This is a genomic window from Microbacterium sp. SZ1 (genome assembly GCF_002362255.1).
Classification (GTDB): Bacteria; Actinomycetota; Actinomycetes; order Actinomycetales; family Microbacteriaceae; genus Microbacterium.
The window spans coordinates 23,241-45,711 of record NZ_LPVV01000007.1 but is presented as its reverse complement, the minus strand read 5'-3'; the positions used below and the strand labels follow the sequence as shown (position 1 = coordinate 45,711).

The 22,471-nt window shown below is 70.2% G+C and carries 17 protein-coding genes; 3 read left to right on the top strand and 14 right to left on the bottom strand.

Annotated elements, in window-relative coordinates:
- Positions 1–36: 36 nt before the first annotated feature.
- Positions 37–813 (top strand): hypothetical protein, encoded by a 777-nt coding sequence (locus AUC47_RS06525; RefSeq protein ID WP_096714409.1) that lies wholly within the window; start codon positions 37–39, stop codon positions 811–813.
- Positions 814–935: 122 nt separating this feature from the next.
- On the opposite strand, the gene cydC is transcribed toward AUC47_RS06525, so the two are convergent.
- The 5 genes from cydC to AUC47_RS06500 form a co-directional block, all read right to left on the bottom strand.
- On the bottom strand, positions 936–2,612 hold the full coding sequence (gene cydC, locus AUC47_RS06520) for a thiol reductant ABC exporter subunit CydC (protein ID WP_373557853.1): 1,677 nt from the start codon (positions 2,610–2,612) through the stop codon (positions 936–938).
- A complete protein-coding gene (cydD, locus tag AUC47_RS06515; protein ID WP_096714408.1) occupies positions 2,609–4,225 on the bottom strand; it encodes a thiol reductant ABC exporter subunit CydD in 1,617 nt (538 codons plus the stop codon). Before cydD ends, cydC begins: the two co-directional genes overlap by 4 nt.
- On the bottom strand, positions 4,222–5,250 hold the full coding sequence (cydB, locus tag AUC47_RS06510) for a cytochrome d ubiquinol oxidase subunit II (protein WP_096714407.1): 1,029 nt from the start codon (positions 5,248–5,250) through the stop codon (positions 4,222–4,224). Before cydB ends, cydD begins: the two co-directional genes overlap by 4 nt.
- Before the next feature lie 14 nt (positions 5,251–5,264).
- Positions 5,265–6,680, bottom strand: coding sequence for a cytochrome ubiquinol oxidase subunit I (locus AUC47_RS06505; protein ID WP_096714406.1), 1,416 nt, complete (start codon positions 6,678–6,680; stop codon positions 5,265–5,267).
- Positions 6,681–6,770: 90 nt separating this feature from the next.
- Positions 6,771–7,397 carry a helix-turn-helix transcriptional regulator gene (locus AUC47_RS06500; RefSeq protein WP_096714405.1) on the bottom strand — a complete coding sequence of 209 codons (627 nt, stop codon included), beginning with the start codon at positions 7,395–7,397 and terminating at the stop codon, positions 6,771–6,773.
- Between the two features lie 100 nt (positions 7,398–7,497).
- On the opposite strand from AUC47_RS06500, the gene radA reads away from it, so the two are divergent.
- Positions 7,498–8,865 carry a DNA repair protein RadA gene (radA, locus tag AUC47_RS06495; RefSeq protein ID WP_096714404.1) on the top strand — a complete coding sequence of 456 codons (1,368 nt, stop codon included), beginning with the start codon at positions 7,498–7,500 and terminating at the stop codon, positions 8,863–8,865.
- 29 nt (positions 8,866–8,894) lie between these two features.
- On the opposite strand, the gene AUC47_RS06490 is transcribed toward radA, so the two are convergent.
- The 5 genes from AUC47_RS06490 to AUC47_RS06470 form a co-directional block, all read right to left on the bottom strand.
- The gene (locus AUC47_RS06490) at positions 8,895–9,305 is read right to left on the bottom strand and encodes a dehydrogenase (protein ID WP_096714403.1); all 411 of its coding nucleotides are present in this window, start codon (positions 9,303–9,305) and stop codon (positions 8,895–8,897) included.
- 409 nt (positions 9,306–9,714) lie between these two features.
- Entirely contained in the window at positions 9,715–10,371 is a 657-nt protein-coding gene (locus AUC47_RS06485; RefSeq protein ID WP_096714402.1) for a hypothetical protein, read from the bottom strand.
- Between the two features lie 41 nt (positions 10,372–10,412).
- Positions 10,413–11,468, bottom strand: coding sequence for an ABC transporter permease (locus AUC47_RS06480; protein ID WP_096714401.1), 1,056 nt, complete (start codon positions 11,466–11,468; stop codon positions 10,413–10,415).
- Positions 11,465–12,964, bottom strand: coding sequence for a sugar ABC transporter ATP-binding protein (locus AUC47_RS06475; protein WP_096714400.1), 1,500 nt, complete (start codon positions 12,962–12,964; stop codon positions 11,465–11,467). The genes AUC47_RS06480 and AUC47_RS06475 overlap by 4 nt, the downstream gene beginning before the upstream one ends.
- A 70-nt stretch (positions 12,965–13,034) precedes the next feature.
- Entirely contained in the window at positions 13,035–14,072 is a 1,038-nt protein-coding gene (locus AUC47_RS06470; protein ID WP_096714399.1) for a substrate-binding domain-containing protein, read from the bottom strand.
- Between the two features lie 244 nt (positions 14,073–14,316).
- On the opposite strand from AUC47_RS06470, the gene AUC47_RS06465 reads away from it, so the two are divergent.
- Positions 14,317–15,207 (top strand): AraC family transcriptional regulator, encoded by an 891-nt coding sequence (locus AUC47_RS06465; protein WP_096714398.1) that lies wholly within the window; start codon positions 14,317–14,319, stop codon positions 15,205–15,207.
- A 31-nt stretch (positions 15,208–15,238) separates the two neighbouring features.
- On the opposite strand, the gene AUC47_RS06460 is transcribed toward AUC47_RS06465, so the two are convergent.
- The 4 genes from AUC47_RS06460 to AUC47_RS06445 form a co-directional block, all read right to left on the bottom strand.
- A complete protein-coding gene (locus AUC47_RS06460) occupies positions 15,239–16,171 on the bottom strand; it encodes an aldose 1-epimerase family protein (protein WP_096714397.1) in 933 nt (310 codons plus the stop codon).
- Positions 16,168–19,146, bottom strand: a complete 2,979-nt coding sequence (locus AUC47_RS06455; RefSeq protein ID WP_143740707.1) for a DUF5107 domain-containing protein — start codon at positions 19,144–19,146, stop codon at positions 16,168–16,170. The genes AUC47_RS06460 and AUC47_RS06455 overlap by 4 nt, the downstream gene beginning before the upstream one ends.
- 162 nt (positions 19,147–19,308) lie before the next feature.
- Complete coding sequence (locus AUC47_RS06450) at positions 19,309–19,809, bottom strand: amino-acid N-acetyltransferase (protein ID WP_096714395.1); 501 nt, start codon at positions 19,807–19,809, stop codon at positions 19,309–19,311.
- A gap of 89 nt (positions 19,810–19,898) precedes the next feature.
- Positions 19,899–22,427, bottom strand: coding sequence for an ATP-dependent Clp protease ATP-binding subunit (locus AUC47_RS06445; protein WP_096714394.1), 2,529 nt, complete (start codon positions 22,425–22,427; stop codon positions 19,899–19,901).
- Between the last annotated feature and the right edge of the window lie 44 nt (positions 22,428–22,471).

Here is a 22,471-nt window from a genome sequence, read left to right as displayed (position 1 = left end):
CCTGGTTAGGATTGCCTAAACGGGAGGGTGCGCACCATGGCTTTCATCACGTCGGAGGCTCTCGCCGAGACCGGATACGTGGTCCTCGACGATCACGACCAGGCGTCCGACCCCGCCGAATGGCTCGACCTGCAGTACATCGGCTGGCGCTCGTCGGGCATCACGCGGTTCGCCCCGCTCGCGAGCTACGCCGGCGACATCGAGTGCAACGGGTTCTGGAACCACACCCCTCCCCGCACCGACAAGGACGGCGTGTGGGTGCCGTCACAGGTGGCGATCGCGCCGACCCTGCAGGCACGCGCGCTCGAGCCGGGCGCCGGGGTCGGACGCTGCCGCGTCATCGAGCTGCAGCCCAACACGTACGCGGATGCCGTGTACAACCTGCACCAGGACGACAACAACCGCCTCAACGAGGACGGCACCGGATGGGTCGTGCGGGGGTACTACAACCTCACCGACGACCCCGACTCGCTGCTGCTGCTCCGCTCCGACCGCTTCGACCCGGCAACCGAGATCCGGCTGCCGCTACCCGCGGGCTCGCGGATCATCGTCGACACGCAGCGCTTCTGGCACGCCGTCTGGCATCGGGGCACAGCTCCGCGCTTCGCGCTCATCACGTCATGGACGTCGGGGCCTGAGCTCGACGCGTACATCGCGTCGAACCATGGGGATGCGCACCCGGCGATGGTGGACCTCGACCCCACGCTCATCGAGGAGGCGCAGGTGGAGCTGCACCGCCGCATCGAGGAGCGCCGCCGCGCGTTCGAGGCGCAGGGCATCGTCATGGAACCCCGCGCCGACCTCAGCGTCTGAGGTCATTCACCGCGTTTCGTCTCGTCGCTTCGCTCCTCGCAGGGCGGCCTGTGGGGTACCCCCGGTCGTTGAGCGAGCGAAGCGAGACGAAACGCGCCACGACCTGCGGGGTGACGACGCCGTCAGACCGTGCGACCGTCCTCCAGCCGCACGACGCGGTCGACGCTGCCCTCGGGCGGCGCGACGTGCGAGATGAGCAGCACCGACTGCTCCCCCGCCGCTCCGAGCAGGTCCGCGAGCAGGGCGTCCGATGCGTCAGGGTCCACCCCCGCGGTCGGCTCGTCGAGCACGAGGACGGGGAATCCGCGCAGCAGCGCCCGGGCGAGTGCGATGCGCTGCGCCTGTCCGCCCGACACCAGCCCGCCGCGGTCGCCCACCCGGGCATCCAGACCGCCGCGCTCTCGCACCCACTCCCCGAGCCCGACCCGGTCGAGCACGGCGAGGAGCTCCTCGTCGGTCGCGGTGTCCCTCGCGAACAGCAGGTTCTGCCGGACGTCCTCGTCGAACAGCTGGGGACTCTGCTCGCACAGCCCGATCGTGCGCCGCAGCGCGGGGCCCGAGAGCTCGTCAGCCGAGATCCCACCGACCGTGTACGTCCCCTCCGCGCGCAGGAAACCGACGAGCACTGCGGCGAGTGAGCTCTTGCCAGCCCCGCTCGGCCCCGAGATCAGCACACGCTCCCCCGGCCGCAGCTCCAGGTCGACGCCGCGCAGTGCGGGCGCCCCGCCGGGCCACTGCGCGCGCACATCGTGCAATCGCAGAGCGGGCGTTCCGTCGATCTCCGTGTCGGCTCCGTCGTCGGACCGCAGCTGCTCCGGCATCCGGTCGGGGAGCACGTCGACGATGCGCTCGGCGCTCGCGCGCACGCTGCGCCAGGATGCCGCGGCGATCGGCACCGCCCCGAACACCTCGAACGCCACCATGGGCACGAGCACGGCCACAGCGAGCCACGGACCGTCGATCGCCCCGGTGGCCAGGCCGGGGGCCGCGACCGCGAGCGCCCAGACGGATGCCGCGCCGGCCACGGCCGACACGACTCCCGCGGCGACGGCCTGAGCGAGCGACGCCCGGCCCACGGCCCGACGCAGCGCGGCGTCCGCCTCGCGCACTCGCTCCCGCGCCTGGGGCTCTGCGCCGTAGGCGAGCAGCACGTCGAGCCCGCCGATGTAGTCGGTCAGCGCGGCGGTCAGGTCGCCGCGGCGGGTCGACACGACCGCCTCGGCCCGCGAGCCGAACAGCCAGCCGAGCCCGATGGCGGCCAGCGCGGCGACGACGAGGCACACCGCGAGCGTGAGGGCCGCAGGTACCGACACGAACAACAGGAAACCGACGGCGCCGAGTGCGACGACGCCCGACACGGCCAAGGGCTGCACGACCCGCAGCGGCAGATTCTGCAGGTTCTCGACGTCGTCGACGAGAGCCGACAGCACCCGCCCGTGGTCGGTGCGTCCGAGTCCGGCGGGCGACAGCGGAGTGAGTCGCCGCACCATGTCGGCGCGGGTGTCGGCGAGCTGCCGCAGCGCGGCGTCGTGCCCGCTGAGACGTTCCAGATACCGCGTCACGGCGCGCGTCACCGCGAAGAACCGCACCCCGACGACTGCGATCGACAGCGGAACGAGCGAGTCGACGATCGACGCGCTCACGATCAGCCAGCCGCTCACCGCGAGCAGGCTCACCGCGGCACCGGCGGAGAGCACACCCCAGATCAGCCCGGGGAGGAAACGCAGGAGCGGCGGCTGTGCGAGCCGCAGCACCTCGCGGATGCGCAGCGCGCGCGATTCGGATCGGATGCCGCTCACACCCGCACCCCCAGCTCGACGACCTGGTCGGCGATGCGGCGGGCCGAGCGGCGGTGCGAGACGACGAGCACGGTGGCTCCGGCATCCGCCCGCTCGCGCAGCGAGTCCCAGAGCCGCTGCTCGGTCGCGGCGTCGAGCGCGCTCGATGGCTCGTCGAGGGCGAGCACCGCCTCGGGTCGGCGCGACTGCCGGTACAGCGCCCGCGCGACGGCGACGCGCTGCGCCTGCCCGCCCGACAGCCCGCTCCCCTGCACGCCGAGCTCCAGCGCGGGGTCGAGATCGTCGGCGCACGCGGACGCCAGTGCGCGACGGATGCCGTCGGCATCCGGTTCCGCGTCCCCGAGCGCCACGTTCGCGGCGATGGTTCCGCGACTCAGCTGCGGACGCTGTCCCGCCCACGCCAGCCAGTCGGCGGGCGACAGGTCGCGCACGTCGGCGCCGCCGACGGCGGCCGTCCCCTCGAACGCGACCGCGCCGCGGAGGGCGGCGAGCAGACTCGACTTGCCGGCTCCGCTCGGACCCTCGATGAGCGTGACCGTGCCGGGGGCGGCGGTGAAGGAGACGGGCGGGAGATCGCGCACCCGGAGGTCGGCGACGACGAGGGGACCATGGATGGGTGTTCCCCCGGTCGTCGAGCGAGCGGAGCGAGACGAAACGCGGGGAGAATGTCCCGCCTCGTCGAGCACCGCGAATACGTCCTCGGTCGCCGCCACGCCCTCGGCCGCGGCGTGGAACTGCACCCCTACCTGACGGATCGGCAGGAACGCCTCCGGCGCGAGGAGCAGCACGAACAGCCCCACCTCGAGAGACAGGTCGCCCGACAGCAGGCGGAACCCGACCGCGACCGCGATCAGCGCCACGGCGAGCGACGACAGCAGCTCCATCGCGAACCCCGACAGGAACGAGAACCGCAGCACCTTCATGGTCTCGCGACGGTAGTCGTCGGCCGTCTGCTCGATCTGCGCGGCGGCGCGGCGCTCACGCCCGAACAGCCGCAGCGTCGCGAGTCCCTGGACCGTGTCGGCGAATCGGGCGGCGAGTCGCTGCAGCGTCTGCCACTGTCGGCGCTGCACCGTGCGGGTCGCGATGCCGATGAGGATGAGGAAGAGCGGGATGAGCGGCAGGGTGATCGCGGCCGTGAGTCCGCTCGGCCAGTCCTGCCACCACATCACGGCGAGGATCACCGGGGTCGCGACGACGGTGAGCACGAGCTGCGGGATGTACCGGGCGAAGTACGCGTCGAGCGCTTCGAGCCCGTGCCCGGCGGTGACGGCGAGTTCGGTGCGGTTCCGCTGCGCGAGCCAGCCCGGCCCGAGGCGCCCGATCGCGGCGATGAGCGCCGAGCGCAACTGCAGCCCGGTCCTCGCCGCCGCCCTGGTGCCCGCAGCGTCAGACGCCGCGATGAGCGCGCCGCGCAGCAGCGCGAGACCCAGGAGCGACAGCAGGGATGCCGTCACGTCGCGTCCCGCGAGGGCGCCGGTCACGGCATCCGTCAGCATCCAGGCGAAAGCGATCGTGACCGCCGTCTGCACGACGCCGATCACGCCCGACAGGAGCAGGAACCCCCGCGCGGCGCTCGCGTACCGGATGAGCCGGATGTCGACGGGTTTCACGCGTGCGCCGGAGCCCCCTCGATCGAACGGCGGGTGACACGCTTGCGGAACACCCAGTAGGTCCACGCCTGGTAGGCGAGCACGAGCGGAGTCGCGATCAGCGCCGTCCAGCTCATGATCTCCAGGGTATAGCGCGTGCTCGAGGCGTTCGCGATCGTCAGACTGTAGGCCGGGTCGATCGTCGAGGGCATCACGTACGGGAAGAGCGCGGCGAACAGCATCACGACCGCCAGCATCACGGTCACCATGCCCGAGACGAACGCCCAGCCGTCCCGCCGCACCAGCGAGAACCCGACCGCCGCGACCAGCGCGACGGCGGCGAGAGCGCCCGCCCCGAGCACGAGCCACAGCAGCGGCGCCTCGCGGTTCATCGCGATGACGGCCGTCCAGACGACGGTGCCGGCGGCGGCGAGCACCGTCGGACCTGCCGCGAGCTTGGCCAGACGGTGGGCGTCCTCGTGCACCTGCCCGTCGGTCTTGAGCGCCACGAACAGCACGCCGTGCAGGAAGAACAGCAGCAGCGTCGTGACCCCGACCAGCAGCGCGTACGGATTGAGCAGCGCGAAGAACCCGCCGACGTAGACGTGGTCGGCGTTCAGCGCGACACCCTGCACGATGTTGCCGAACGCGACGCCCCACAGCAGGGCGGGCACGGTCGAGCCGATCACGATCATGCGGTCGAAGCGGCGCTTCCAGGCGATGTCGTCGCGCTGATGGCGGTACTCGAACGACACCCCGCGCAGAATGAGCGCGAGCAGGATCAGCAGCAAGGGCAGGTAGAACCCGCTGAACAGCGTGGCGTACCACTCGGGGAACGACGCGAACAGGATCGCACCGGCCACGATGACCCAGGTCTCGTTGAGATCCCACACCGGGCCGATCGTGTTGATGACCTGGCGGCGCGAGACGTCGTCTCTGCCGAGGAACGGCAGCGACATGCCGACGCCGAAGTCGAACCCGTCGAGCACGAAGTAGCCGACGAAGAAGAAGGCGACGATGAAGAACCAGAGCGTTGCGAGATCCATGACGTCTCCTTCTCTCAGTACACGACCGACGGCAGCTGTGCCGTCTCCTCGTGGGGTTGCTCGTCGGTGTCCGGACCCTTCTGCGCGGCCTTGACGATCAGGCGCACCTCGACGATCGCGAGAGCGGCGTAGATCGCGGTGAACGCGACGAGAGAGATCAGCACGTCGACGCCGGTGACGCCCGGCGAGACGCCGTCACGGGTGGTCATGAGCCCGAAGACGATCCACGGCTGGCGGCCCATCTCGGTGAAGACCCAGCCCATGATGTTGGCGGCGAGCGCGAGCGGGAACGACCAGATCGCGAGCTTCCACATCCACTGTGCCGGGGGCTTCGAGGCACCCTTGCGGGTCAGCCACAGGCCGACGACGGCGACGAGGCCGGCCGCCATGCCGAGGCCGATCATCCAGCGGAACGCCCAGTACGTGACCCAGAGGATGGGCGCGAACTCGGTGAGGCCGGTGTCGGCGTACGTCGTCGCGTACTCGGCGTTGAGGTCGTTGATGCCGTGCACGCAGGCGTCGAAGGTGTGCGTCGACAGCAGCGACAGCAGGTACGGCACGCGGATGCTGAACAGCTCCGAGCTGCCGTCGGGGGTGCCGAGCGTGAAGAGGCTGAACGAGGCGTCCGGTCCGCAGACCGTGTTGAACGTCGCCTCGGCCGCAGCCATCTTCATGGGCTGCGCCGCGTACATCGCGAGACCCAGCTGGTCGCCCGTGAGCACGACGCCGGCGGTCGAGACGATCATCGCCCACAGGCCGAACTTCAGCGAGATGCGCATGGTGTCGAAGTGCTGCCCACGGGCCAGGTGCCAGGCCGACACCGAGATCACGACGCCCGCGGCGAACATGAGCGCGCCGAAGATCGTGTGCGGGAAGGCGGCGAGCGCGACCGGGTTGGTCAGCAGCGCCCAGAAATCGGTGAGCTCCGCGCGGTTGGTCTCGGGGTTGAAGACGTAGCCGACCGGGTTCTGCATGAAGGCGTTCGCGGCGATGATGAAGTACGCCGACAGGATGCTGCCGATCGAGACGCACCAGATCGTGGCGAGGTGCAGCTTCTGCGGGAGTTTGTCCCACCCGAAGATCCAGAGCCCGATGAACGTGGCCTCGAAGAAGAAGGCGAGCAGACCCTCGAAAGCCAGCGGGGCGCCGAACACGTCGCCGACGAACCGGGAGTAGTCCGACCAGTTCATGCCGAACTGGAACTCTTGCACGATGCCGGTCACGACGCCCATGGCGAAGTTGATGAGGAAGATCTTGCCGAAGAAGCGCGTCAGGTGCAGGTACTGCACCTTGCCGGTCCGCACCCACGCGGTCTGGAAGATCGCCGCGACGAGCGCCATGCCGATCGTGAGCGGCACGAAGAGGTAGTGGTAGACGGTCGTCAGACCGAACTGCCATCGGGACAGTGCGAGCGGGTCGAGCCATTCCATGGGACCACTCCTTCTTCTCTGTCTGCGGGTACGCCGGTGAGAGGTCTGCCGCCCCCGTCGGGCGGCTGACCGTCGATCAGGTGACGCGCGCTAGGCGGCGGTCATCTCCGTGAGACGCAGCTGCACCGTGCAGTCCTCCGGCAGGTCGGAGGTGCGCACGGCCTCGGCGGCGAGCGGCCCACCGGCTTCGGTGAGCACCCCCTGCATGAGGCCGATGTGCACGGAGCACAGCATCGGACGGTCTTCGGCACGGCCCGCGGCATGCGGGCAGGGGCTGAGGTCGACCGTGAGCTGCTCGTCGTCGACGACGGGCTCGAAGCCGCTCTCCTCCAGGTGTTCGATCAGGGCATCCAGCTGGTAGGTCGCGTCGCGACCGAGCGCGGATGCCGTGCCCGGCAGCATCCGGCGGAGCAGATCGCCCCGCTGGGCCGCGGCCTTCGCCTTGTCGCGCGCGATGGGGCTCGACGCGTCACCCGTGCCCGTCGCCGCGCTGTACAGGGTGCGCGGCCGACCGCGGGTGGTGCGGTGCTCGGTGGCCTGGATGACGTAGCCGCCCTCGATGAGGCGCTGCAGGTGCTCGCGCACCGTGTTCGGATGCAGCCCTGTGGCCTCGCACAGCTCGCCGATCGTGCGCTCGGCACGGCTCTGCACCAGGTGCAGGATGCGCACCCGGGAGAACGTCGAGATCGGCCCGCAGACGGGCGCTCCGTTGGCCATGGATCCAGTATCCCGCGGCGGTCGCGGCCGCCGGAGGCTTCCGGCCGTGAATAATGCCCGCCGCGATAGGGATGTCGGATACCGGCGATAGCCTGGCTGCATGGCTGCCCGTAAACCCGCTCCCCCCGCGTACGTCTGCACGGAATGCGGGTGGACGACGGCGAAGTGGGTCGGCCGCTGCGCCGAATGCCAGCAGTGGGGAACGGTGCAGGAGCAGGGCGCGCAGACCGGCATCCTCAGCCGCGTCACGCCGCTCGCGCCGAGCGCGGATCGCGCGGCGCGGCCGATCACGCAGATCACGACGACCGACGCGCCTCGACGCACGAGCGGGGTCGCCGAGTTCGATCGGGTGCTGGGCGGCGGCATCGTGCCCGGGGCGGCGATCCTGCTGAGCGGTGAGCCGGGGGTCGGCAAGTCGACCCTGCTGCTGGAGGTCGCGGCGCGCGCCGCGCACGCGGGGCGCCGCGTCCTCTATGCGAGCGCCGAGGAGTCGCCGGCGCAGGTGCGTCTGCGCGCCGAGCGCACCGGGGCGCTGCACGACGAGCTCTACCTCGCGAGCGAGACCGACCTGGCAACGATCCTCGGCCACATCGACGAGGTCGCGCCGCAGCTCGTCATCGTCGACTCGGTGCAGACGGTGTCGTCCTCGCTCATCGACGGAGCGGCCGGGCAGCCGAGCCAGGTGCGCGAGGTCGCGGCGACGCTGATCCGCATCGCGAAGGAGCGCGGACTGCCGATCATCATCGTGGGTCATGTGACCAAGGACGGTCAGGTCGCAGGTCCCCGGGTGCTCGAGCACCTCGTCGACGTCGTGTGTCACTTCGAGGGCGACCGGCAGACGTCGCTGCGCTTCATCCGGGCGCTCAAGAACCGCTTCGGCCCGACCGACGAGGTCGGATGCTTCGAGATGACCGGAGACGGCATCGCCGAGGTCCCCGACCCCTCCGGGCTGTTCCTGTCGCAGGGAGACACCGAGCCGGGGACCTGTGTCGCGATCTCGCTCGAGGGGCGCCGGGCGCTGCCGGTCGAGGTGCAGGCGCTCACCGTGAACACGACGGCGCCGAACCCCCGGCGGGTCGTGCACGGCCTCGACGCGTCGCGCGTGGCGATGGTGCTGGCGATCCTCGAACGCCGCGCGCAGATCAAGACGAGCACGCTCGACGTGTACGTGTCGACCGTCGGCGGTGTGCGCTTCACGGAGCCGGCGGCCGACCTCGCGATCGCCATCGCGGTGGCCGGGTCGATCCAGCAGATCCGCGTGCCGCGCACCGTGGCGGCGGTCGGCGAGCTCAGCCTCGCGGGAGAGATCCGCCCGGTCACGCAGTCGGCGCAGCGCCGGTCCGAGGCATCGCGTCTCGGGTACGAGCAGGTCGTCGATGACCGATCGAAGACCCTGCGCGCGGCGCTGAGCGACGTGCGCGCCCGCAACACGTCGCGCCGTCACGAGGGCGACATCCCGCCCTTCTGACGCCGAGCCTCGGGACTCCCCGCGGCAGCTCAGGCGTCGAGGGCCTTGAGGATCTCCTCGGGCGACGCCTGCATCGGATGCGGTCCCGCGATGTCGAGGAACACCGTGGTGATCGGGTGCGCGGAGAGGAACTTCCGCAGCCAGTCGGCGCCGTAGATGCCGACGCCGGGCGGCAGATTCGCGGGCTTGTTCTTCGCGTCGCTGAACAGCAGCAGTGCGAGATCACCGCTGTTCGGGTCGCGGTACGTCCATACCTCGCCGCTGTCGAGCGGGTTGTCACGAGCGCCGGGCGAGATCAGCGGCACGACGGTGGTGCCGTGGCGCAGGGCGAGGGCGACCGCCGCGACGTCCTGCTTCTCGAGCGCCTGGGCGAGAGCATCCGATCGAAAATCCTCGGGTGCGGGCTTGTTCTTGCCGGGCTTCGCCTTCTTCGCTGCCATGACTCCAGCTTATTCAGCAACGACGCGGGCGAGGCTGCGGCGAGGCAGGCCCGGAGACAGAATGGGGCCCTCTCGAGTCATCCATTGGGGACTGGGGTACTCGAGAGGGCCCAGGCTCTCGCGCGGCAGTGTCGAAGCGCTGGGGACGCTGTGATTCGACGCCACTGGGGATGGCATGGTGCCGCAAGATCTGGAGAGCCGTGTCAATGGTATCCCAAAGAAGCCCCGCCGTCACTCTCGAAGCTGAACCGGGGTCGGTATTCATGCGCCGGACACACGCCGGAAAACTGCATCGATATTCAGTACAGACGCTTCCCGAGATCAGGAGGGTGACCCGAAATCAGGAGGTTTCGGTCCGGAGGGTCCTGATCTCGGGCGAGCCTCCTGATGTCAGGCGCAGGTTCCGGGCTCAATACAGCAGGATCTGCTTGGTCGCAGCGCCGGCGAACCCGCCGATCTCGACGGCCACGTGGTACGACGATCCGCCGCCCGGAGCGCGCGGTCGGTTCTCCTGCGCGCAGGTCTCGACGCTCGAGCGCGTGCGATCCCACACCACCGGCACCTTGCTGGTGACCGTCGCGCCCGCGGCGAGCGTCGCGATCATGCTGCTCGGGTTCTCCTGGCAGTCGGTCGACCGCCACCACACGTCGGCGCCGCTCGAGACCGTGAACACCTGGGTGCTCGATCCGACGTCGATGGTGCAGTCGGCGGGGCCGTTGTTGGTGAGCGAGATCGACAGGTTCGGCAGCTCGCCGGCGGCGTACGTGTCGGCGTCCGTGACGGCCGCGACGACGACGTCCTTCGCCTCGCAGGCGACGACGCCGGGCGTCTCTTCCGCCACCGGCTCCTCCGACGGGTCCGCGGATGGAGTGTCGGCGGGAGTGGCATCGACCGTCGGGGTCGGTGTCGCCGACGGGCTCGCGGGCGGGACGGTCTCGGCCGCGCTGGCCCACGGCCGGGAGACGAGCAGCCACACCGCGATGCCGATGACGGCGAGGAACAGGATCAGTCCGACGATCGCCACCAGTCGGCGACGACGATAGACGGCGGCGGACTGACGGGGCATGACTCCAGGTTAAGCGATCGACCTGTCGATCCCCCGGAGCCTCAGCCCGGTATCCCGATGCGCCGCTCGCCGGACCGGAGCTGCTGGATCACGACGGCGATCACGAGCAACGCGCCCTGGGCGACGTTCTGCCAGAACGAGTTCACTCCGAGGATCGTCATGCCGTTCGTCAGCACCCCCAGCAGGATGACGGCGAGGATCGTCCCCGAGATCGTGCCCTTGCCGCCCTTGAGCGCCGCGCCGCCGAGCGCCGCGGCCGTGATGGCCTGGAGCTCCAGTCCCTCCGAGCCCGAGATGGGCTGACCCGACCCGGTGCGGGCGGTGATGAGGATGCCGGCGATCGCCGCCACGGCACCGGTGACCATGTACACGCCGATGATGTAGCGGTTGATGTCGATGCCGGCGAGACGGGAGGCGATGTTGTTGCCGCCCACCGCGTAGATGTTGCGACCGACCGACGTGTACCGCAGCACGATGTGCGCGAGCAGCGCGACGAGCAGCAGCACGAGGATGAGGGTCGGGATGCCGCCGATCGCGCCGCGCGCGAGGAAGACGAAGAACGGGTCGGCGCCGGTGTACCCCTGCGCGCGGCCGTCGGAGATGAGCTGCGCGATGCCCTTGAACGCCGCGAGGGTGGCGAGGGTCGCGATCACGGGATTGACGCGTCCGAACACGATGATGCAGCCGTTCACGAGCCCGCAGAGCACGCCGATGCCGATGGCGCCGGCAACGCCGAGTACGGGCCCCGCCGCCGTGAAGATCATCGCCGAGGTCACCGAGGTGAGACCCGCGATCGACCCGACCGAGATGTCGAGCGCTCCGAGGATGATGACGATGGTCTGCACCACGGCCAGCAGTCCCATGATCGCGATGGCCGTGCCGATGACCTTGAGGTTCGCGACGCTGAAGAACAGCGGGTTCTGCAGCCCGATGACGGCGACGACGAGCACGATCGCGAGGATGAGCGAGACGTTCTGCACCCCCACTCCCCCGAGCACACGACGCACCAGCGATGGCCGCTCGGTCGCGGGCCGCTCGACGGCGGCCGCCGCGGCTGCGCCCGTCTTGACATCCGGGTTGTCGATCTTGTCGCTCATGCGGCGACCTCCTCGTCCATCGCGAGCGCGAGAATGCTCTCTTCGGTTGCCTCGGCGCGCGGGAGCTCTCCCGTGATCCGGCCGTGGGCCATGACATAGATGCGGTCCGAGACGCCGAGCACCTCGGGGAGTTCACTCGAGACGACGATCACCGCGACGCCCTCGTGGGCCAGGCGGTCGATGATCGCGTAGATCTCGGCCTTCGCGCCGACGTCGATGCCGCGCGTGGGCTCGTCGAGCAGCAGCATCCGCGGTGCCGTTGCGAGCCAGCGCGCCAGCACCACCTTCTGCTGGTTGCCGCCGGAGAGGCGTCCGACCAGCTGCTCGGTGCTGGGGGTGCGGATGCGGAGCGAGTCGACGTAGCCCTGCGCGAGCGCGGTCTCGGCGGAGTCCTTGACGAAGATCCAGCGCGACAGGGAGCGCAGCACGGCGAGCGCGGCGTTGTCGCGCACGCTGCGTTCGAGCAGCAGCGCCTCGGCCTTGCGCTCCTCGGGCGCGAACCCGATGCCGGCGCGGATGCTGTCGCGGGGGCTGCGGAATCGCCTGGCCTTTCCGTCGACCCTGATCGCGCCGCCGTCGACGGGCAGGTCGCCCGCGATGGTCTTCATGAGCTCGCTGCGTCCGGCGCCGACGAGGCCCGCGATGCCGACGACCTCGCCGGCCCGCACCGAGAGCGAGATATCCTGCACGAACTCGTTCGACACCCCGTCGAGCTCCAGCACCACTCCGCCGGGGGCCGCGGGCTCGCGGTGGAAGAACTGGGTGAGGTCGCGACCGACCATCATGCGCACGAGCTCGTCGTGGTCGGTCTCGTCGACGGTCTTGGTGCCGACGTAGGCACCGTCGCGGAGCACGGTGATGCGGTCGGCGAGCTGGAAGATCTCACCCATGCGGTGCGAGACGTAGCCGATCGCGACGCCCTCCTCCTGCAGCTGGCGGATGAGCGCGAAGAGCAGGGTCACCTCCTCGTCGCCGAGCGACGAGGTCGGCTCGTCGAAGCAGATCACCTTCGGCCGCGCGATGACGGCGCGCATGATCTCGACGATCTGGCGCTGCGCGGGCGACAGATCTGCTCCGAGCGTGCGGGCGTCGATGACGCGGTCGAAGCCCCAGCGGCGCAGCTCCTCGGTGGCGGTGCGCTCGAGGCGGCTGCGGCGGAATCCGCCGGCGCCGAGCGCGCCGATGTAGATGTTCTCGGCAACCGAGACCCAGGGCACGATCTCAGGCTCCTGCGCGATGACGCGGAGCCCGGCATCCCGCGCGTCGGCGGGGCCGGAGAACGACACCGCCTCTCCGCCGATCGACAGCTCGCCGCCGTCGGGCTGGTAGTCACCGCCGAGGATCTTGAGGAGCGTCGACTTGCCGGCCCCGTTCTCGCCCATGAGCGCCGTGACCTCGCCGGCCCGGAGTTCGAGCTCGACGCCGCGCAGTGCGCGCACGGGGCCGAACGACTTGGTGATCGCCTGTGCGCGCAGCGCGACGGCCTGATCGGTCATGGTGTCCTCTCGTGATCGGATGCCGGAAAGGCGGGGCGGCCGTACGCTCGGCCGCCCCGCGGGAGAGACGTCAGGTGCAGACGACGCCCTTCTCCTCCCAGTTGGAGGCATCGACGATCTCGGTGTTCGCGACGGTCTTCGGCGGCAGCTCGGTGCCGTTGCGCAGCAGGTCGATCATCGAGGTGACGGCGGCCTTGCCGACCTCGACGCCCGAGATGAAGAGCGCCGACTTGTTGCCGGTCTCCTGGCCCGCGTTCCAGTCCTTGCAGGTGAGGTAGGCGCCCAGCCCGACACCGATGATGTCGGCTGGGGCGACGCCCGCGTTCTGCAGCGCCGTGACGACGCCGGTCTCGTTCTCGTCGTTGCAGCCCCAGACGACCCAGTGCTTCACGCCGGAGTTCGCGGTGATCACGGCACCGGCCTTGTCCTGCGCATCGGTGGCGGAGTTGTCGGTGCCGACCTCGATGACCTCGGGCCCATCGGCCACCGCCTGCGAGAAGGCGTCGATCGCGCCGTCGACGCGCTCGACGCAGTTCGGCTGGTCCTGCTTGTAGGCGGAGAGGATGCGGGTGTCGGCAGCCGTCCATCCGGCCTCCTGGTAGAGGCGGGCGGCGTCCGCGCCGACCTTCTCGCCCATCGAGGTGCCGTCGAAGCCGGTGAACGGAGCGGCGTCGCCCTTCGCGTCGACGATCGGGTCATCGGCGGCCATGAGCGGGATGCCGGCGTCGGCGGCGAGCTGGATCACCTGCGGGCCGATCTGCGTGTCGGGGACGACGATGATGATGCCGTCGACGCCCTGGGCGATCGCGGCCTCGACCTCGGAGATCGCCTTGTTCGAGTCGGTGCTGACGTCGACGACGTTGATCGTGACGTCGCCGTCCTCCTTCGCCGCCTCCTTCGCGCCGTTCGCCTCGTCGATGAAGTACTGCTGGTCGCCCTGCTTCTGGATGAGGGCGATCGTCAGCGGACCGTCCGACGTGCCTCCGCCGCCGCCGGCGGGCTCGGCGGTCTCCATTCCGGACGAACAGGCGGTGAGCGCTGCGAGCGCGAGGACGGCGGCGCCGCCGGCGGCGGTCCGCGCCCAGAGGCGGCTGCGGGTGGCGAACATTGAGACTCCTTCGTCTTCGTGCGTGACCGGCCAGGGCGACCGGCTGGTGTGCGGAACAGATCGACCGTACCCCGCCGGATCGCCGGGAATGGAGGACGATCAAACGGATCATATGGACGTTCCTCTGACTCCACCACACCGGTGTTCACAGATACCTGCTCGCGCTGTGAACGGCACGGAGCATTAGCCTGGCACTATCGACCGCTACGGCGGCCCGTGTCACCGCCGACCCCCAGGACAGCTCATGGACGAGACGCCGATCATCCCTCCCCCGCATTACCGGATGGAGGGGTTCGAGCATCAGCGCCTGTGCGTGCTGCCCCGGCCGCTCGTCGACACCGCCCTCACCACCGCCGGCACGCGTCGGCTGCTCGTCACGGACGCCGGATACTTCCCGCTCGCGCGAGGACACCGCCGTGTGCGCTCTCGAGGGGCGGCCGAGACCGTCGTGCTGCTGTGCGTGGCCGGACGCGGCACCGTGACGATCGGCGGCGAGACACACATGCTCACCCCGTCGACGTCGATCGCGATCTCGGCCGGCACCCCGCACTCGTACGAGGCCTCGGACGAGGACCCGTGGAGCATCTGGTGGCTCCACGTACGCGGGACCGACGCCACGGAGCTCGCCGTGCAGACGCTCGGGCGGCAGACTCCGATCACGCGCCTGCGGTCGCTCGACCGCGTCGTCGCCCTGTTCGATGAGCTTGTGACGGTGCTGGAGAGGCGGCTGTCGCCCCCGCAGCTGCTCGTCGCCTCGGGCATCGCCTGGAATCTGCTCACACGGATCGCCGCTGACAGCATCCTCCCCGGTGACGGGTCAGCTCTGGAACGCGCGATGCGGTACCTGGAATCGCGTGTCGACGGGAACATCCAGGTCGCGGAGCTCGCGGCGCTGGTCGGCATGTCGCCGTCTCATCTGAGCGCACTGTTCCGGCAGGCCACGGGCAGCGGTCCGGCTGCGTTCCACACGTCGCTGCGCATGAGCCACGCCCGCAACCTGCTCGACACCACCTCGCTGTCGGTGCGCGAGATCGCGACCGCGGTCGGGTACACCGACCCGCTGTACTTCTCGCGGCACTTCCGACGCCTGCACGGGGTGAACCCGACGAGCTACCGCGCTCAGCACAAGGGCTGAGCGCGGCGACGAAGGAGACGGATGCCGCGCCTCACCGTCCGACGCTGCGGATCACCCACCCCGCACCCACCGACCCGCCGGGCGGCACGACGAGGAGGTCACGACCGGAGCGGAACGCGTCGGGCGGACAGGTCGTCGGCTCGACGGCGAGGCCGACCCGGTGATCGACGTCGACGCCGTGATCGGCCGTGTAGACCTGGACCCAGGGGCATCGCTCGTCCCACTCGACCTCCGCACCGCGGCCCTCGTCGTCGGTGAGGCGCGCCCTGGCGCGGCCGTCGCGGCGGGACAGCCCGGTGAACGCGTTGTTCACGACGGTGCCGCCGAGGCGTCGGGGGTGCCGGAAGTCGCGGCTCCCGGCACCGTCGGCGACCGCGATGAGGCGATCGGGGAGCATCCGATCCTCAGTCACGAGCAGCACGCGCGCGGCGTCCAGCTCGAAGGTCAGCGCGTCGATGGAGCGTTGCCCCGCAGCCCCTGCCGTGAGGTAGGGATGCCCACCGAGCCCGACCGGCGCAGCGGTGTCGCTCTCGTTGGTCGCGGTGACCTCCTGCGCGAGCCCGTCGATCCCGAGCCGGAACTCCACGTCGATGCGCAGCCGCCAGGGATACCCGGGCTGCGGGGCGACGACCGCCGAGAACACTGCCCGGTCGGCGTCCGCCTCCACCGCCGCGAAGTCGGTCCAGGCGACGAGACCGTGCGCGGCCGTGCGGGTCTCGGGCTCGTTCTGCACGAGCCGGTGCGCTTCCCCGCCGAAAGCGTATTCGCCGTCGCCGATGCGGTTCGGCCACGGCGCGAGCAGCGCTCCGCGCATCGCGGGGCGCAGCTCGTCGGCGGCGAACGGCACGATCAGGTCGGCGCCGTCGTGCTGCAGCATCCGCAGCGTCGCACCGACGCTGGCGATGGACGCACTGTACGGCCCCGCGGACAGATCGACCCGGATGCCGGAGCGCGGCGTGCTCACGCGTCGTCCTCCGCCTCCTGCGTGAACAGCAGCAGCTCGGGCAGGCTCGTGGCGAAGTAGTCGGTGACCCCGTCGTCGCGCCTCGCGACCGGCGGCACGTAGGCCGCTCGGGCCTCGCCGAGCGTCACGGGCGGGTCGGCGCGCGGCATTCCGAGCGCGTCGAGCGTGAGATCCCACGCGGCGATCGCCTGCCCCTCCCCGCCCTCCCACGGTCGGAACGATCGGGTCAGCAGGATGCCGTGGGCGTGTGCGGCGTCGCCGTCGGCCACGAGCAGCCGCACGTACTCGATCGTGAAGTCGTCGCGCGTGAGCACGAGCTCCTCGACCGGGCGCAGCGCGGCGAGCCGTTCCGCCGAGTCGTGACCGAGGCGCGCGGCCAGCTGGTCCTGCTCGTAGCGGATGCGCGCGTCGTGCGGGGCGAGCTCGACCGCTTGGCCGTACAGCGCCCACGCGCGCTCCGCGTCGTGCTCGACGTTGTAGGCGGCGAGCCCCGCGTTGCGCAGCAGCACGGCATCCCGGTGCCCGCTGTCGATCGCGCGGTTCCAGGCGACGGCCGCGTCGCGTCGGCGGCCGTGCGCGTACAGCAGCATGCCGACGAGCGAGAGAGCGACCGCGTCGGACGGGTCCGCGGCGACCGCACGCTCGAGCGCCTGCAGGGCGTCGAGGCCGAACGGGAAGGCCCAGCGCTGGTCCGCGGCGCGGGCCCTGGCGCGGTGGCGGGCGGCCTCCGCGGGTTCGCCGCGATCGTCGAGGATCGCCGCCGCGATGTAATCGGCCACCGGACGCACGTTGCCCGACCGCCGCACGGGCGCGGCGACGACGGCGTCCAGCAGGGGCAGCGCGTCATCGCCTGCGCCGGCGAGCGTCAGGTCGAGGGCGACGTCCAGCAGCAGCCCGGCGTCGTCGTCGAGGTCCTGCCCGGCCAGCACGCGCAGCGTGGCGTCGAGCGGGTCGACGGTCAGCGCCGCCGCCGCGATCGCACTCGCCTGAACCAGGTCTCCATGCGCGCGCAGCGCCAGCGCGCGGAGCGCGATGCGACGGGTGTCGTGGCCGACGGTCGCGTCGAGCTGGTCGAGCACACGCAGGGCCGCACGCACCCGCCCGGTGCGCAGCAGCGAACGCACGAGCTCGACGCCGGATGCCGCGGCCCAGGCGCCGTCCCAGCCCGCCTTGCCGAACATGCGCTGCGCCTCGTCCTCTCGACCGAGGCGGGCGAGCGCGAGACCGGCGAGGTAGTACGCCTCCGTGTCCGTCGGGTTCGCGTTGCGGCGGGTCAGGCGGGCGATCGCGACACGCGCATGCTCCAGCGCCGTCTCGAACCGGCCAGCCCGGTAGGCGCGGTCGGCGAGGGCGAGGCGCGTACGGGCGTCGCCCGGATCGATCCGCAACGCGGCGCGCCAGTACGGCAGCGGCGACCGCGTGGGGTGCCGGTTCTGCGTGAGATGCAGACCCGTGAGGTAGAGCTCCTCGACGCTGTCGATCTCGTCGGGGCCGGGCGGCTCCTCGGCCACCCACGGCTCCTCGTCGGGAGCGTCGGACGGAGCCCAGCGCACCAACAGTGTGCCGTCGGCGTCGACGAGCTCCACCGACAGATCCGGTGAGGGCGCAGCGTCCGAATCCAGAGCCTGCGGCTCGCCCGGCACGAGATCCGCTGTGCGCTCGGCGACGACGCGCTCTCCGTCGAGGATGCGGAGTGCGGCACCCGGGCGCGGGCTCGTCACGGCGAACCGTGCGGAGACCCTGCTTCCCCGCTCGACGTGCACGGCGGCGTCGGGCGTCGCCTGGTGAGCCGCCCCGATCGCGGGGATCGGGTACCAGTACTGCGAGAACACCTTCGTCTCGCCGGGCAGCAGCCACGCGAAGTCGGGCTGGTTGTCGGTGTAGACGCCGGCCATGAGCTCGACGTACGGGCCGTCGGCATCCGTCAGCTGCGCATCCCACGCGTGGCCGAACGGCGCGTCGCCCCACGTCCACTGCTTCTTGCCGGGCGCGTGGCGGCGCTCCGCCCAGTGCACGAACCCGGCGCCGGCGGCGTGGTCGTATCCGCCGAAGAAGTCCTGCTGCGAGTCGACGATCATGTACGACGTCGGAACAGGGATGTTCCGGTAGAAGTCGATGCGGTCGGCGCCCTCGCGCTCGGCCGCCAGCGCCGGGTAGTCGACGCCGTAGTACGGACGATCGGCCCGCGGGAACGCCGTCAGCGCGCGTCGCGCGTGGTCGGCGACGTAGCGAACGTCCTCCGGGAAGAACGACTGGTAGTCGTCGTGCACGCGCGCCGCGACGTTCGCCCACCAGAGGAACGACTGCCGCTCGCTCGTGCGGTTGTGCAGGCGGGCGACGAGCTCGACCACCGAGCTGCCCGGGCGCAGACGGATGCCGTGCTGCGCCGACATGCGGGTGAAGGGGTCGTGGTCGTGGCACCACACCGTGACGGACCCGTCGTCGGCGTTCTCGATGGTCGCCTCCACGGGCAGGTAGGTTCCCGGTCGGTGGTGCTGGGGCCAGTTGAACTCCACGCCGCCGCTGATCCACGGGCCCGCGAGACCGACGAGCGCGGGCTTGATGACGTTGTTCCGATAGAAGAAGTCGTAGCCGGTGGTCTTGTCGAAGCCGATGTGGATGCGGCCGCCGAGTTCGGGCAGCACGACGAGACGCACGTATTCGTTCTCGAGGTGGATCGCCTGCCACTCGCGCATCACCGGCTCGTCGGCGATGTGCTCGGTGAACGGGATCGGGTAGACCTTGCCGCTGGACCCCTGGTACACCCGCTGGTCGAGGTAGAGCGGATGGATGCTCGCCTCCCCCGCCTCGTAGGTGCGGATCTGCAGCGGCTCGCTCCACGCGACCGCGTCGCCGCGGTCGAGCGCCTCGCGCGCTGCGCCGGTCGCCTCGGGCAGGACGATCCTGCGATCGATGCGGGGTTCCGTCGCGGGCGGGTCCATGGTCGATCCGACGTCGGGGCGGCGGTCGTTCATCTGAGGGTCCTCCGTGCAGCAGCGAGCCGCCGACATCGCTCCATCGACGACAGGACGCATGGTCCTGCCACGAAGCTATCCGCGCCCCGAGCACACCCCCATGGTGCGAACAGGGAAGTATATGGACGATCCGATGGAACGCCGATCCTCAGATCGACGCGATCAGAGCCGCTTGAGCATCCGCGTGTTGCCGAGCGTGTTCGGCTTGACGTGCGCGAGGTCGAGGAACTCCTCGACACCCGCGTCACCGCTGCGGAGCAGCTGGGAGTAGACGTCGGAGTCGACGACCTGCTCGCCGATCGGGGTGTAGCCGCGACGGCCGAAGAAGTCGACCTCGAAGGTGAGGCAGAAGAGCCGGCTGAGTCCGAGTCCGCGCGCCTGCTCTTCGAGACGGTCGACGATCGCTCGACCGACGCCGTGGTGCAGCCAGTCCTCACGCACCATGAGCGTGCGCACCTCGCCGAGGTCCTCCCAGAACACGTGCAGGGCACCGCATCCGATGAGCTCCCCATCGGCCTCGGCGACGACGAACTCCTGCACGGCGCCGTAGAGCACGGCCAGGTCCTTGCCGAGCAGGATGCGCTGCTCGACCATGGGCTGCAGGAGATCGCGGATGCCGACGACGTCGACACTCCGCGCGGGCCGGACGATGTACTCGCTCACCCGTCCAGCCTAGAACCGTCCGCCTGATCGCACGCCGGGTACGCAAGAGGGGCGGATGCCGCAGCATCCGCCCCTCTCGTGGTGCGTGATCAGTCGTTGCCGGTGATCGCGAGGTCCGGTGTGGCCGAGATCTCGCCGCCGCCGGTGTTCACGCCGACCGCGACCTTCTCGCCGCGCGGACCGTGCTCGAACAGGAACTCGCCGTCCTTCGCATCGACCTTCACGTGGTCGCCGGGGTTGAGCTCGCCGTGCAGGATCTTCTCCGACAGACGGTCCTCGACCTCGTGCTGCATCGCGCGACGCAGCGGCCGGGCGCCGAGAGCCGGGTCGAACCCGATCTCGATGAGACGCTCCTTGGCGGCCAGCGAGAGCTCGATCGTCATGTCGCGGTCCAGCAGGCGCTCGCCGAGGCGCTTGGTGAACAGATCCACGATCTGCACCAGCTCCTCCTTGTTCAGCTGCGGGAACACGATGATGTCGTCGACACGGTTCAGGAACTCGGGCTTGAAGTTGCGCTTCAGCTCCTCGTTGACCTTGCCCTTCATGCGCTCGTAGGTCGTGGCGTTGCTGCCCTCGATCTGGAAGCCCACCGGACCACCGGCGATGTCACGAGCACCGAGGTTGGTGGTCATGATGATGACGGTGTTCTTGAAGTCGATCACGCGACCCTGGCCGTCGGTCAGACGACCCTCTTCCAGGATCTGCAGGAGCGAGTTGAAGATGTCCGGGTGCGCCTTCTCGATCTCGTCGAAGAGCACGACGCTGAACGGCTTGCGGCGCACCTTCTCGGTGAGCTGACCGCCCTCTTCGAATCCGACGAACCCGGGAGGGGCACCGAACAGACGCGAGACGGTGTGCTTCTCACCGAACTCGCTCATGTCGAGCGAGATGAGAGCGGCCTCGTCGTCGAACAGGAACTCCGCGAGCGCCTTGGCGAGCTCGGTCTTTCCGACGCCCGTGGGGCCGGCGAAGATGAACGAGCCGGAGGGGCGCTTCGGGTCCTTGAGTCCGGCACGCTGACGACGGATGGTCTTGGAGAGGGCCGCGATGGCCTCCTCCTGACCGATGACGCGCTGGTGCAGAGCCTTCTCCATGAAGACGAGCCGCGAGGACTCCTCCTCGGTCAGCTTGAACACGGGGATGCCGGTGGCCTGGGCGAGCACCTCGGCGATCAGGCCCTCGTCGACGACCGCCTGGGTCGCGACGTCACCCGAGCGCCACTGCTTCTCGAGGCGCAGGCGCTCGGCGAGGAGGCTCTTCTCCTCGTCGCGCAGCGATGCGGCCTTCTCGAAGTCCTGCTCCTCGGAGGCGATCTCCTTCTGCTCGCGGACCTTGGCGATCTTCTCGTCGAACTCGCGCAGCTCCGGCGGGCTCGACAGGATCGACAGACGCAGGCGGGCGCCGGCCTCGTCGATCAGGTCGATGGCCTTGTCGGGCAGGAAGCGGTCGGACACGTAGCGGTCGGCGAGGTTCGCCGCCGCGACGATCGCGCCGTCGGTGATCTGCACCTTGTGGTGCGCCTCGTAGCGGTCGCGCAGCCCCTTGAGGATGTTGATCGCGTGGGGCAGGCTCGGCTCGTTCACCTGGATCGGCTGGAAGCGGCGCTCGAGCGCGGCATCCTTCTCGAAGTGCTTGCGGTACTCGTCGAGCGTGGTGGCGCCGATGGTCTGCAGCTCGCCGCGCGCGAGGAGCGGCTTGAGGATGCTGGCGGCGTCGATCGCGCCCTCGGCGGCCCCCGCACCCACCAGGGTGTGGATCTCGTCGATGAAGACGATGATGTCGCCGCGCGTGCGGATCTCCTTGGTGACCTTCTTCAGGCGCTCCTCGAAATCGCCGCGGTAGCGGGAACCGGCGATGAGCGAGCCGAGGTCGAGCGAGTAGAGCTGCTTGTCCTTCAGCGTCTCGGGCACATCGCCCTTGACGATCGCCTGCGCGAGGCCCTCGACGACGGCGGTCTTGCCGACGCCTGGCTCGCCGATCAGCACGGGGTTGTTCTTGGAGCGGCGGGAGAGGATCTGCATGACCCGCTCGATCTCCTTCTCGCGCCCGATGACCGGGTCGAGCTTGTTGTCGCGCGCCGCCTGGGTCAGGTTGCGACCGAACTGGTCGAGAACCTGCGAACCGCCCTGGGCGGCAGGGGTGTCGTTGGACTGGGCGCCGACGGACGCCGGCTCGCGGCCGGGCGCACCCGACAGGAGCTGGATGACCTGCTGGCGCACCTTGTTGAGGTCCGCGCCGAGCTTGACGAGCACCTGTGCAGCGACGCCCTCGCCCTCGCGGATGAGACCGAGCAGGATGTGCTCGGTGCCGATGTAGTTGTGGCCGAGCTGAAGCGCCTCGCGGAGGCTGAGCTCGAGCACCTTCTTGGCGCGCGGCGTGAACGGGATGTGGCCGGTCGGCTGCTGCTGACCCTGGCCGATGATGTCCTGAACCTGCTCGCGGACGGCGTCAAGGGAGATGCCGAGACTCTCGAGCGCCTTGGCGGCGACGCCCTCGCCCTCGTGGATGAGACCGAGCAGGATGTGCTCGGTGCCGATGTAGTTGTGGTTGAGCATCTTCGCCTCTTCTTGGGCGAGGACGACCACACGACGGGCTCGGTCGGTGAATCTCTCGAACATGCTGTGACTCCTTATTCGCACTGGGGCGAAGCGAGGATCCCTCG

What these genes read in the sequence shown, in the direction of transcription:
- AUC47_RS06525 (WP_096714409.1), top strand. Translation starts at nt 37, where the DNA reads ATGGCTTTCATCACGTCGGAGGCTCTCGCCGAGACCGGATACGTGGTC.
- cydB (WP_096714407.1), bottom strand. Translation starts at nt 5,250, where the DNA reads ATGGATCTCGCAACGCTCTGGTTCTTCATCGTCGCCTTCTTCTTCGTC.
- AUC47_RS06505 (WP_096714406.1), bottom strand. Translation starts at nt 6,680, where the DNA reads ATGGAATGGCTCGACCCGCTCGCACTGTCCCGATGGCAGTTCGGTCTG.
- AUC47_RS06500 (WP_096714405.1), bottom strand. Translation starts at nt 7,397, where the DNA reads ATGGCCAACGGAGCGCCCGTCTGCGGGCCGATCTCGACGTTCTCCCGG.
- radA (WP_096714404.1), top strand. Translation starts at nt 7,498, where the DNA reads ATGGCTGCCCGTAAACCCGCTCCCCCCGCGTACGTCTGCACGGAATGC.
- AUC47_RS06490 (WP_096714403.1), bottom strand. Translation starts at nt 9,305, where the DNA reads ATGGCAGCGAAGAAGGCGAAGCCCGGCAAGAACAAGCCCGCACCCGAG.
- AUC47_RS06485 (WP_096714402.1), bottom strand. Translation starts at nt 10,371, where the DNA reads ATGCCCCGTCAGTCCGCCGCCGTCTATCGTCGTCGCCGACTGGTGGCG.
- AUC47_RS06480 (WP_096714401.1), bottom strand. Translation starts at nt 11,468, where the DNA reads ATGAGCGACAAGATCGACAACCCGGATGTCAAGACGGGCGCAGCCGCG.
- AUC47_RS06475 (WP_096714400.1), bottom strand. Translation starts at nt 12,964, where the DNA reads ATGACCGATCAGGCCGTCGCGCTGCGCGCACAGGCGATCACCAAGTCG.
- AUC47_RS06470 (WP_096714399.1), bottom strand. Translation starts at nt 14,072, where the DNA reads ATGTTCGCCACCCGCAGCCGCCTCTGGGCGCGGACCGCCGCCGGCGGC.
- AUC47_RS06465 (WP_096714398.1), top strand. Translation starts at nt 14,317, where the DNA reads ATGGACGAGACGCCGATCATCCCTCCCCCGCATTACCGGATGGAGGGG.
- AUC47_RS06455 (WP_143740707.1), bottom strand. Translation starts at nt 19,146, where the DNA reads ATGAACGACCGCCGCCCCGACGTCGGATCGACCATGGACCCGCCCGCG.
- AUC47_RS06445 (WP_096714394.1), bottom strand. Translation starts at nt 22,427, where the DNA reads ATGTTCGAGAGATTCACCGACCGAGCCCGTCGTGTGGTCGTCCTCGCC.